Genomic DNA, 12313 nt, shown 5'->3' on the forward strand with positions numbered 1-12313 from the left:
GATACGGTGCGACGCGACTGCAAATATGTTTTAAAACGGACGGGTGGCATGAGCGGAACAGGTGATGATAAGAATCTTCTTTCTTAAGCTCCTTTGGCTCTATCGGCACTCTTTCTCATTGGTGACACGCGGAGCGTGCCGCCACTATCCTTCTTGCTCCGAATATGCCTTATGGCAATTTGAACGAAATACTCTTCCCCGTGCATTTTATTCCACTTTTTTACGAATATTACGTTGCAATCAACTTTTTTCCGGCGGTATTGATTATCCGATAATCAACAAACCGAAGATAAAACCCTCCGAACTCTCCATAAATACGATAAAATACTGGTTTGTTCCATATCAACAGAATTATTTTCTGATAAAAAATTTTAAGTTTAAAGGGTCACAGTGCTAGAAAAGTTTACTCCCAATCAGCGACTCATCGTTGCCGTCGCTTTATCTTTTGCCTTTTTTATAGGGTATACCACGCTCTTTCCTCCGAAAGCACCTTCCAGCGAATCCAATGCTACAAAAATAAATGTAGCTAAAGAGGGTGCAGCGCCGAGCGCTGCAGTAACAAAACAATCTGAGGTTTCACCAGTACCGAATACTGAGATAAAAACAACAAGTACCGATACTCTTACGACGATTTCAGCAGAAGAATTTACGCTTAAAATCGATACGCTTGGTCGTATTTCATCCGTTATTTTGAGTAACAAAAAACACAATGGCAAAGACGGCAAATTATCCGAACTGGTTGCACCGGAAGGGGCTAAGCCGATTCAGATCCGTTTTGCGGATCAGGCACTGAACGAAGCGGCTGCAAAAGTTCCGTATACAAGTGATGCAAGCAGTATCGCTTTAGGTGAAAATGGAAAATCAACCGTTGTTTTAACCCAGAACCTTCCGGAATTGACGGTGACCAAAACATTGACGTTCTACTCTGACGGTCATTACGATGCAAAAATTTCTTTATCGAATGAAAAGCGTTATTTTGTTTATCTCGGGCAACATCCGCAAATTATAGAGCAGATGATGACGGTAGTCGGCGGAATGATTTACTCAGGTGATAACCTTACGACTATTTTCAAAGATGGCAGTGTTGAGGGACGATCTATCTTTACGGATGTCCATTTCATGTCCGGATTTGATCAGTATTACGCAACGATCATGTACGGTTTTGATCCGGCTACTCAGGTTACAGTTGAACGTGATACCAAAGACAATGCCGTGACGTACATGGAGGGGGGAAACAATTTCACCTTCAACGGCTATATTGGACCGAAAGAGTACAAAACACTTGAAGCTATCAATCCGATCTTGACCCATTCTATCGAGTACGGCTGGTTTACATTTGTTGCCGCTCCGATTTTTAAAGTGTTGATGTGGATTCACGGTATTGTCGGCAACTGGGGATGGTCGATTGTTGCTCTTACCATTCTTATCCGTATCTTCCTTTACCCTTTGACATACAAAGGGATGGTCTCTATGCAAAAAATCAAAGAGATTGCACCGCGTATCAAAGAAGTTCAGGAGAAATACAAAGGTGATCCGGCACGTATGAACGCCGCAGTCATGGAAATGTATAAAAAACACGGAGCAAATCCATTGGGCGGATGTTTGCCGTTGGTACTCCAAATTCCGGTCTTCTTTGCGATTTACCGCGTATTGCTAAATGCCGTCGAGTTGCAAGGTGCGGAATGGATCATGTGGATTCATGACCTTTCTCGTATGGACCCGTATTACATCATGCCGATTTTGATGGGTGCGACAATGTATTACCAACAAAAAATTACTCCGAGTAATTTTACCGATCCGTTACAAGAAAAGATTTTTAAATTTTTACCGATTATTTTTACCTTTTTCTTTGTCACGTTCCCATCAGGGCTTGTGTTGTACTGGTTCGTGAACAACCTTTTCTCAATCGCACAGCAATTTATGGTTAACAAACAATTCGAAGCGGCACGTATTGCACGCCATGAAGCTCATCTTGTGGAAAAGCATCATGAAAAAGATTGAAGCCCAAACATTAGAACTCGCATACGCACAAGCCGCGCGTGAGTTTGGATGTTCCGTAACCGCACTCCAAGTCGAGATCGTACAATTCCCTTCCAACGGGGTATTGGGACTCTTTAAAAAATCGGCAATTATTATTGCCAATCTTCCTCATACCAATCCAAATGTAACGACGTCTGCTGTTGCAGCTGCGATAGAAGTTGAGGAACCTTTTGTTGAAGAAGAGGTTGCCGTTGCTGAAACCCCATCATCGATCGAGCCGGAAGAACTGGTTCTAGGGGATGAGTTTTATGAGCAAGCGGATGATTTCGAAGAAGAGGGCGAGCTTGAGGGGGATTTTTATGAAATCTCTGCTCAAGAGTGTGCGGACGAAGTAAAAGAACAGATCAATATTCTCTTCAAAGATATCTGTTTTGACATCAATGCCATAGAGGTGAGTGTATACGATGAAAATACTCTGTTGGTTGAGTTCACCGGTGCGGATGCGGCACTCATGATCGGTAAAGAAGGATATCGCTACAAAGCCCTTTCGTATATGCTGTTTAACTGGATTAATGCCGTATACGGTATGCAGCTTCGTTTGGAAATCGCAGAATTTTTGAAAAATCAGGAAGAGTCGATTTCCCGCTATTTGATCAATATCTGTGATATTATCGATCAAGAAGGGCGTGCACAGACGAAAGTTTTGGACGGTGTATTGGTTCAAATCGCTTTGAAACAGCTTCGAGACCGCTATCCTGATCGTTATGTTGCTATCCGTTCTACCCGTGACGGCGGTAAATTTATCGTCATTAACAGTTATCACGAATATTGATGAACGATACGATTGCCGCCATTGCCACAGCAAATGGCATTGGTTCTATCTCGATCCTCCGTCTCAGCGGGGATCGCTCTCTCAGCATCGCTTTAAAACTTACCCGTAAAACAGAGTTTCAGCCCCGATATGCGACCTTAACTTCTTTACATCATAACGACGGGACGCTTATCGACGAGGCCATTGTCCTTTATTTTGAATCCCCTCGCAGTTTTACCGGCGAAGCCGTTGTCGAATTTCAATGTCACGGCGGTTTTGTCGTAGCGGAATCTTTGCTAAAAGCCGTATTGACTGAAGGTGCTCGATTGGCTGAGCCGGGAGAATTTAGCAAACGGGCATTTTTAAACGGCCGTCTTGATTTGACACAGGCCGAAGCAATCGCCGCACTGATCGAAGCCAAAAGTGACGATGCCGCCCGTATTTTAGCACGTCAGATGAAGGGGGAATTGCGCGGATATATCGAAGGTATCCGTGATTCACTGCTGGAGATTTTGGCCTATTCCGAAGTCGTTATCGATTATGCCGAGGAAGATTTACCGCAGGATGTTGTAGATCAGATCGAAGTTAAACTTGCCAATATCAAACATACCCTCTCCCGTACCCTCGAATCGAGTCGCCGTCGTGCGGGATTGATGCAGGGATTTCGCGTTGCTATTATCGGCAAACCCAATGTCGGCAAAAGTTCACTTCTTAATGCCCTGCTTGATTATGAACGGGCCATTGTCAGTGACATCGCAGGCACAACTCGGGACACGATTGAAGAGCAGGTGCGTATCGGTACCCATCTTATCCGTCTGGTCGATACAGCGGGAATACGCAACGCTCACGATGAGATAGAGCGGATCGGAATCGAACGCTCTATTGCCGCGATTGAAAATGCCGACGTGGTGATTGCTTTGTTTGACTCTTCGCGTGATATTGATGAAGAAGATCGGGCGATCATCGATTTGATCGAACGCTACCATGACGAGAAACCGTTTATATGCGTACTGAACAAATCGGATTTACCGGAGTCCTTTGATATAGCTGCGATCGGGCAATACACACCGATACGTTTGAGCTGCAAACAGGAGATGGGAACACTGATCGAGTCACTAAGTACCCTGATGGATCATGAGAACAACGATGAGGAGATGATGCTCATTTCACAGCGTCAGATCAGCGCAACCGAGGGAGCTGTACGCTCTATCGATGAGGCATATGAGCCGCTTCGAGACGGAGAGTTGGAATTCTTCTCCTTTCATATCAATCAGGCAATCCGTTCCGTCGCCTCGATTAGCCGACCGTACGAACTCGATGAGATGTTTGACAAGATGTTCGGTCAGTTCTGTCTGGGGAAATGATGGCTGCCTATATCGCGATTGATTTAGGACTAAAACGGATAGGATTGGCACTGAGTGCAGGATCAGGCATTGTGACACCGCTTCCTGCTATCGAGCGGAAAAACCGTAATCAAGCTGCAAACGATGTCAAAAAAGTGTTGAACGAATATGAGGCAACGACGGTGGTAGTCGGTATCCCGATGGGAAGCACGACTGAAGATGAGATGCGCCGTCGTGTAGCGCATTTTATGAACCTCGTCGAATTCACCGGAGAGATCGCCTATCAAGATGAATCCCATAGCTCCCAAGAAGCAGAAGCGCTGATGAAGGGAGAGATCCGCTACAAACGTGACGGACGCATCGATTCACTCTCGGCGAAGATTATTTTAGAGCGGTATTTGAAAATCATTTAAGTTTTTTACTTTCTTTTCGTTCGTGGTGAGTTTGTCGAACCATGAACCTCACCCTCGACATACCCAAAGGGCACAAGTGCTCAGGGCGAACGCGGATAACTCAAGCAATAAATATAAAAATTATGCTTTAATGTGATAAAATGTGAACCATTTTATTGATAGGTAATTTTATGAAACTTTTGAGTGTTTTATCGTTGTTTATATTGCCGTGTTTAGTATTAGCTAATGATGGTTTCGGAGCACTCGGTGCGGGAGGGATAATCATCGGGAAAACGAATGACATCGCAATGGCAAAAGAGGTTTTAGACATTAGTTACGACAAAATCAAAGTTGATTATGAATTTGTTAATGAAAGCGATAAAGATATTACAGAGACGATAGTATTTCCTATTCCACCTTATTTAGTAGGTGATCCTAATCCTTATCCTTATTACAAGGGGAATCTACCTAATTTCAATGTCACTGTGAATGAAAAAACGATCAATTTTCAAACCAAAGTTCGAGCTGTTAGGGGTTATAAAAAAGAAACTGATATCACTCAAAAATTGAAAGATATGAGCTTTAGTGACCATGATATTGTAATGGCTGATTATAATATTAAAAACGTATTACAGAATAAAGCAGATATTTTGATAAAAAATGGTTTTCTTCCTAAGGATTACGTGTATATTGACAATTTCGGAATAGAACCGCTTTGGAAAAACTATGTAACCTATGAATGGAAGCAAACTTTTAAAGCGCATGAAAAAATAAAAATATCTCATGAATATACACCACTTGCAAGTACTGGTACTAGTGGCTGTTATTACAATATGTTTGATGAATATGATGGACATTTAATAAGTTCAAGAAAAGGAACAGGACAAGGATTTTGTATCGATTCAAAAACACTTGATAAATTGGATAACCTTGCCAAAAATAAACATAACTGGCAGGGATATTCCTGCCTTCGAGGTGTTGATATAAGTTATATTCTACGTACTGCTAACACTTGGAAAGACGGTATTAGAGACTTTCATCTCATTCTCCGAACAAGAACTCCCGATGAAACGGTCTCAACCTGCTATCCAAAATCAATCAAACAAACAAGCTTGACAACATACGAAGTCAAACTAAAAAACTTTAAACCAAAAAAAGATTTATCCATATATTTCGGTAATGTTGATAAAAATGCTCCATATCAGCCAGAAGCGAAACCGCCGATTTTTCATTGAAAATATGAGATTTACCGAAATGAAGTTTTGAATCATTGGAAAACGGTGACGTCCAATCGGTAAGTTGGGAGAATATCAAAAATCAGAGCTACTGGAAAGAGAGGCTATAGCGCCCGTCGATTACTCTTTCGGCTTCTCTTCGTCACATTTTTTCTCTTTTGCTTCCCATAAAAAACGTTTGTTCCGAAAGGTATTTCGGAGATTTTTGACTTTATTGATATCTCTCATGTTGATACTGATTGAGGTGTTTTCGATATCGCTTCCCTCTCCGATGTTAATATTATCCGCTTTTTTGAGAGAAAGTTTTTGGGAGTTGAAAACACTTCGGTGCCCGGTAATCAAAAAGGCGATGACAACACTCAGCGCCGCATAGTTTGCCATATGGACTCCAAAAAGTTCAACAGCCATAATGATCGATGCAATGGGGGTATTGGTCGTTCCGGCGAGGACACTGACAAATCCGAGTGCGGCAAACAGAGCGATATGATCCCCCATAAAATGCCCGAACGTAACCCCGCTGGTAACCCCTACATAAAAAATCGGGGTGATAACGCCGCCGCTTCCTCCGGATCCCAAAGTAACAGAGGTAAAAATTGTTTTCAGTATGAAATCGTACCAATGGATATTTTCAGATGAAAGAGCTGTCGGATCAAGTGCACTGCTGATCGTTAAGAGACCTAGCCCTAAATACTTATCTGAAATCAATAAAGAAATACCAACCAAAATAAGACCTGCAACAAATGCTTTGAGATAGCGGTTATAAGGTATTTTATGAATCCACGACTCGATAGAGTTGACAGTAGTAATAAAGGAGTCTGAAACAATACCGAAAAAGATACCGGCAAGGATGACCTGACCGATAAGTCCTAAATCCAAATGGAGTGAGCGGTAAAAATTGATATCGTAATAGGGGTATTCAATCCCAAAAAACTGGGCAGTTGTAAAAGCGGCGAATCCGGCAATAAACGAGGGCAAAAGAACATCGTACATGATGACCCCGATAATCAGTACTTCTATCCCGAAAATGGCACCTGCGATTGGGGTACCGAAGACGGAAGCGAATCCGGCACTGATTCCGCAGATAACCAGTTTTTTCCGATCTTGCTTTGAAAACTTCAGGAGTGTCGCAACAGCGGATGCGGCACCTGCTCCGATTTGAGCTCCCGGCCCCTCTTTACCGACGGAGCCTCCTGAAAAGATGGTGAGGACGGTTGCAACCAATTTTACAGGGATAACTTTCGCGTTGATGTATCCGTCATGTTTGTGTATCGCTTCAATTACTTTTTCTGTGCCGTGTCCCGTTGCATTTTTTTCAAAGGTTCGAACAATCCAAACAGTAAGCATGAGTGCGAAAGGGAGGGTGTAGTAATAATGAAAAGGGAGGAACTCTCGGGCATCCTGCGCTGCATGAACCGTTTTTAAGAAAATCGACATTAAATAGCCGATCATGATGCCGGTAGCAGAGGAGAGAATCAGCCATTTTGAAACACTAAAAAAGATAACCGTTTGTTCTGTGATATGTTTTTTCACAATACATCTTTAAGGGGAAGGAGATGGTTTAGTATAACGAATGATTGTAAATATTGCTACCCTTTTTCTCCTAAATTGAAGCGGTTAGAGCACGTTGAAAAATTCTGCCGCCTCTTTTTCATCCTCACTGAGAGTTGAAAAATCCTCATCATTTTCTATCTTATCTTTAATGGTTCTAACACAATATTCAAATGCAAGTTCTTGTGCTTGTTTTAGATCCGATACAAACCCTAGACCGCTGAATTGATAGGGCTCCTCTTGCTCGATACAGAGTAATATACCGTCACATTTTTCTTCGAATTGTTCAACAATTTCACGATAGGAGATTGAAAATTCGGTGGCGTGCCATCCAATATCTTCGAGTCTCTTATCGGAAAATTCGGCAATTCCGTCTCCGGTAGTATCATCATAAAGGGCACGTTTTTGATTGTAACTGATGATGTTCTGCCATGCTCCGGAGGCTTTGATCAAGATTCGGTCATCGTCTTCAACGACACGATAATTATCTCCAAGCATAGAACTGATAGGACGTGAAAGTGTTGTAGAGAGTGGAGATAGAACCGGTACGGAACCTTGATAGATTGAGATTAAATCGGATTCAAACGGTTCAAATACAATTTTACCGTTATAGGCAATTGCAAAGGGTTTTGAGGAGTTTGCGGCGTGTAGAAATTCCGACTTTGAGACGACGACAATCTCTTTAAACAGATTAAATTTTTTCATAAATATGTCTCCCTTTTTTGGGTGAATTGTAGCATGGGATCGTTGCGTCATCCTTAGCGAACGATTTAGCGTGACGGTATAAGGGTGCGCTAATATTTTTTTATGCAAAAGTGGGGTATAATTCGCCAAATTTTAAGCCTATGAGCTTACTCTAAGGATACCTGTATGGCATTGAGCGTCTACTACGATAAAGATTGTAATATCGAATTAATCAAAAGCAAAAAAGTGGCAATGATCGGTTTTGGATCACAAGGTCACGCACATGCGGAAAACCTTCGCGACAGCGGTGTTGAAGTTGTTATCGGTCTTCGTAAAGAGGGAAGCTCATGGGGCAAAGCGGAAGCTAAAGGGTTCAAAGTTATGACAGTTGGTGAAGCATCTGCATACGCTGATGTTGTTATGATCCTTCTTCCGGATGAAAACCAAGCTGAAATCTACAAAAATGAAATCGAGCCGAATTTGAAAAACGGTGCAACCATCGCTTTCGGTCACGGGTTCAACATCCATTACGGACGTATTCACCCACGTGCGGATATCAACGTAACGATGATTGCTCCTAAAGCTCCGGGTCACACAGTTCGTTCTGAATTCGTTCGCGGCGGCGGGATTCCTGACCTTATCGCGGTAGGACAAAACCCAAGCGGTACAACGAAAGAGCTTGCTCTTTCATACGCTTCGGCTATCGGCGGCGGACGTACAGCGATCATCGAAACAACGTTCAAAGACGAAACAGAAACTGACCTTTTCGGAGAGCAAGCGGTTCTTTGCGGCGGTGCGGCATCTTTGGTACAAGCAGGATTCGAAACATTGACAGAAGCGGGTTACGCACCTGAATTGGCATACTTCGAGTGTCTTCACGAATTGAAATTGATCGTTGACTTGATGTTCGAGGGTGGTATCGCGGATATGCGTTATTCTATCTCTAACACTGCGGAATACGGTGACTACGTAAGTGGTAAACGTGTTATCAATGCAGAATCAAAAGCGGCAATGAAAGAGATCTTAAAAGAGATTCAAGACGGCCGTTTCGCAAAAGACTTCATCCTTGAAGGTCAAGCGGGATACCCACGCATGAATGCAGAGCGTGCAAATGCTCGTGCGTCATTGATCGAGCAAACGGGTGTGAAACTACGCTCTATGATGCCGTGGATCTCTAAAAACAAAATCGTTAACCAAGCGACAAACTAATTTCATCTTTCAGAGCATTTCGCTCTGAAAACTTCCAAACAAGAGGTTCCTTCTTTCATGAGCAAACGGCCTCGATCTTCCAAATCTCCTTTTTTAAAATGGTTCACACTTTCTGTTTCTGTACTTCTATTAACGATTGCCGCTTCTTTGGTAGGTTATTTTATCGGGTTTCATCAGGTGCAAGACGAACTGATCTCCGAACGCAAACAGACGCAAAAGCTCATTGAACAGCTTCGCGAGCTTGCAGCTATCGATGAGAGCAACCTTACTTCCGTCCGATCAAAAGACACCACAAATGAGAATGAAATTCGCCGTCTTAAAAAAGAGCTGGAAGCTTTGCTAAAACGCGAGCGTGCGCATGAAGAGGTAAAGCCTCAACATGAATATGCACCTAATGATAAAAAAGCATCTCCTCCCCCTCCTGAGGAACGTCCTCTGCGTCCTGCCGGATCGGAGGCAAAGCTGGTCATAATCATGGATGACGTATCGTATGCACATGATGTAAAGGCGATCCAATCGACCGGATTGCCGCTCGTCATGTCATTTTTACCGCCGAGCTCACGCCATCCCGATTCTGCACTGCTTGCGAAGCAGCAGCGCATGTATATGGTCCATTTGCCTCTGGAAGCTGTGGCATTTAATGAGGTGGAACCTAATACATTGCACGTTGATAGCAGCGAAGATGAGATTGAAAAACGGCTCACTATATTGAAACAGCTTTATCCTCATGCACATTACATGAACAACCATACAGGCTCTAAATTTACCTCTGATCCTGAAGCTATGGACAGATTAATACGTGTTATGCAAAAAGAGGGTCTGCAGTTTGTAGACAGCCGTACGATTGCCACAACAAAAGGGCGCGAAGCAGCGGCAAAATACGGGATGCGCTATTTAGTGCGAGATGTGTTTTTAGACGATCAAGACGGTGTTGAAAATGTCAAAAAGCAGATTAAAAAGGCGGTAGAAAAAGCCAAACTTTATGGTACCGCTATCGCAATCGGCCATCCGCGTGTCGACACGATTGAAGCACTCAAAGAGTCAAAAGATATTTTAAAAGAAGTAAAGCTGGTCAGTATAGAACAAATATGACAATTTGTAAAAAAATGTTATTTATTAAGTAAAATTTGCTACCGTATCATATAAATTATAAAGAGTTTGTATGCATACTGAAATCCCATTTTCCATCTCTGAACTCTCTTCGATGAAGCGTTATCCTGAAAAACTTTATTATAGAGGCGATTTAGGGCTTCTCCAGCGCCCCAAGATTTCGATTGTGGGCACCCGTCGACCAAACCCCTATACACGCGCGATTACGTTTGAATTGTCCAAAAATGTCATTTCCAACAAAAAACGAGAATGTACATTTATTAGTGATAATGGAGGAGTTAGTCATGGCTGATCTTCTTCAACACAAACCTGTCTTTTTTGATCAATATAGAAATCAGCCCTTAGAATTTATAGTTGTAACTGATATCAATATGATTGAGACACCCTACAACTACAAGGGTATTTTTAAAAATATTAAAACAGGTAAGTTTCATTCATATGAGCTTGCCCCTGAAATGATGCGTTACAAGTATAAAATAGGTCATATCTACACAAATGGTGAGCATGTAGGGGAAAACAAGAGTCTGTTAAAAGGAGAGTTCCATATCAATGGCAACTATGTGCAACCACTTGTGCAAATCTCAACAGTGCTCACCGAAAATGATGTTGCGTTGATTAGCTATGGCGAAGTGAAAAAATACTATTTACGGCAGTTTGCACATGTCGAAATGCACGATGATTATACGTTGATTATTCCTTGCTATGCGATAGCTAATCGATTCTATTTTCTATCATCAGCATTTAAAAATGCAGCGATGCGAGGAGTGCTTGCTGACCTTTACTATGAAGGATCTTTTAGTACTGAATCTAAAGAAACTGGATCGTTATTAGCAAGATTTCATGCGAAAAAGAAAGCGAATAAAAAAGACATTCCATTTATTGCACGCTTTGCAGGAAGTACTTATGCTCAGTCGAGATTTAAGTATCTCACGTCACAAAGAAACAATAATAAGCCGTTTCAGCAAATTAGAGCACAGTTCCCAGTCAAAAATTCATTTGATATTTATGCTTCGTATGTATGTGTAGGAAATGATGAACGTGGACTACCTAAGTATGTTGTGTTAAATATCCACTCCGATAATTCATATTTAGGATTTGAAGAGTTGCATTATAAGCAATATAGTGAAAAGCAAGATCCAAAAACAGTTGAACCGGAAAAATTGAATATTAAAAAGAATTCTAAAAAACGGATTAAAAAGGTCAAAGCAACTCGGGATAATAAAATCTATGAAGGTACACCCTCCAATGATTATTTGCTTTATACGTTGTACACGCGAAGTGATGACGAATATTATAAGAACAATATTAAAGTCATTAGTGAAACGATTTATCAGGGTAATGAAGCTGAAATTGTTTACACAAAAAGTGATAAGAAAATTGGTAATTCACTAAAAGATGCTTCGAATGATGGTGATGAAAACCTTGGGCAAGCTCATGTTGTAAATGGAGAACTTGAAGAGAGTAGTGTAGAAAACGAAATTTTTAATCTTCAGGATTTTTATCAGTTTTATGAAGGGCTCTTGACGTATGCCGGTGTCGAAGGTGAACAATTAGTAGGACCATTTGAAATAAAAGCTGTATACAACAAAAATAGAAAAAGTATAAAAAGTAAGGCAATCTTATATGGAAAACAAGATCAGTCGAGAAAATTCTTATTCGGTCTTTTAAATTACAACAATAAATATGTTTATATTATTGAAATTGAGCATGATAGAGCTTGGGGTCCATCAACATGGATGTTTATTGCTCAAGAATCAGCAGAAATTTATACTTCTGACGAAATGAAAGATTTGATTGAATATTACATTGAGAATGAGCCAACATACAAGCAATTTGAAGAGTATGTTTTTAATCAGTATAGATTAGTATTTGATCATAAGGATCATAAAAAAGGAGATGTGGGAGATGAAGAAATTGAGGGATGGTGTGAACTTGTGATTGCAAGAATTTTAAAGAATAATCATGGGAGATAGACTATAATATTTATTTACACATTTAAGA

Annotated in this window: 12 protein-coding genes; 10 read left to right on the forward strand and 2 right to left on the reverse strand. The window is 41.4% G+C overall.

The features are described 5' to 3' along the window. Nucleotides 1-64 precede the first annotated feature (64 nt). The 6 genes from yidD (at nt 65) to PHP90_RS01930 (ending at nt 5761) form a co-directional block, all read left to right on the forward strand. Nucleotides 65-397 carry a membrane protein insertion efficiency factor YidD gene (gene yidD, locus PHP90_RS01905; protein ID WP_299924403.1) on the forward strand — a complete coding sequence of 111 codons (333 nt, stop codon included), beginning with the start codon at nt 65-67 and terminating at the stop codon, nt 395-397. After that, nucleotides 391-2001, forward strand: a complete 1611-nt coding sequence (gene yidC, locus PHP90_RS01910; RefSeq protein ID WP_299924406.1) for a membrane protein insertase YidC — start codon at nt 391-393, stop codon at nt 1999-2001. Before yidD ends, yidC begins: the two co-directional genes overlap by 7 nt. After that, nucleotides 1988-2812, forward strand: a complete 825-nt coding sequence (locus PHP90_RS01915) for a Jag N-terminal domain-containing protein (protein ID WP_299924409.1) — start codon at nt 1988-1990, stop codon at nt 2810-2812. Before yidC ends, PHP90_RS01915 begins: the two co-directional genes overlap by 14 nt. Next, a complete protein-coding gene (mnmE, locus tag PHP90_RS01920) occupies nt 2806-4155 on the forward strand; it encodes a tRNA uridine-5-carboxymethylaminomethyl(34) synthesis GTPase MnmE (RefSeq protein WP_299924567.1) in 1350 nt (449 codons plus the stop codon). Before PHP90_RS01915 ends, mnmE begins: the two co-directional genes overlap by 7 nt. Then, nucleotides 4155-4547: a Holliday junction resolvase RuvX gene (ruvX, locus tag PHP90_RS01925; RefSeq protein ID WP_299924412.1), complete on the forward strand. Its 393-nt coding sequence runs from the start codon at nt 4155-4157 to the stop codon at nt 4545-4547. The genes mnmE and ruvX overlap by 1 nt, the downstream gene beginning before the upstream one ends. Nucleotides 4548-4717: 170 nt before the next feature. Further along, the gene (locus PHP90_RS01930) at nt 4718-5761 is read left to right on the forward strand and encodes a DUF4424 family protein (RefSeq protein WP_299924415.1); all 1044 of its coding nucleotides are present in this window, start codon (nt 4718-4720) and stop codon (nt 5759-5761) included. Nucleotides 5762-5881: 120 nt separating this feature from the next. Here the strand turns inward: PHP90_RS01930 and PHP90_RS01935 are convergent, their stop codons facing one another. Both PHP90_RS01935 and PHP90_RS01940 read right to left on the reverse strand, forming a co-directional pair. Then, the gene (locus tag PHP90_RS01935) at nt 5882-7291 is read right to left on the reverse strand and encodes a chloride channel protein (protein WP_299924418.1); all 1410 of its coding nucleotides are present in this window, start codon (nt 7289-7291) and stop codon (nt 5882-5884) included. 84 nt (nt 7292-7375) lie between these two features. Continuing rightward, on the reverse strand, nt 7376-8014 hold the full coding sequence (locus tag PHP90_RS01940) for a hypothetical protein (protein ID WP_299924420.1): 639 nt from the start codon (nt 8012-8014) through the stop codon (nt 7376-7378). 165 nt (nt 8015-8179) lie between these two features. Here PHP90_RS01940 and ilvC point away from each other — a divergent pair, with 165 nt between their 5' ends. The 4 genes from ilvC (at nt 8180) to PHP90_RS01960 (ending at nt 12285) form a co-directional block, all read left to right on the forward strand. Continuing rightward, nucleotides 8180-9202: a ketol-acid reductoisomerase gene (gene ilvC / locus PHP90_RS01945; RefSeq protein WP_299924422.1), complete on the forward strand. Its 1023-nt coding sequence runs from the start codon at nt 8180-8182 to the stop codon at nt 9200-9202. Between the two features lie 57 nt (nt 9203-9259). After that, a complete protein-coding gene (locus tag PHP90_RS01950) occupies nt 9260-10294 on the forward strand; it encodes a divergent polysaccharide deacetylase family protein (RefSeq protein WP_299924424.1) in 1035 nt (344 codons plus the stop codon). 70 nt (nt 10295-10364) lie between these two features. Then, nucleotides 10365-10604, forward strand: coding sequence for a DNA-processing protein DprA (locus PHP90_RS01955; RefSeq protein ID WP_299924426.1), 240 nt, complete (start codon nt 10365-10367; stop codon nt 10602-10604). Then, nucleotides 10597-12285, forward strand: a complete 1689-nt coding sequence (locus PHP90_RS01960) for a hypothetical protein (protein WP_299924428.1) — start codon at nt 10597-10599, stop codon at nt 12283-12285. The genes PHP90_RS01955 and PHP90_RS01960 overlap by 8 nt, the downstream gene beginning before the upstream one ends. Nucleotides 12286-12313 lie beyond the last annotated feature (28 nt).

The organism is Sulfuricurvum sp. (assembly GCF_028712165.1).
In the GTDB taxonomy this organism is placed as follows: Bacteria; Campylobacterota; Campylobacteria; order Campylobacterales; family Sulfurimonadaceae; genus Sulfuricurvum.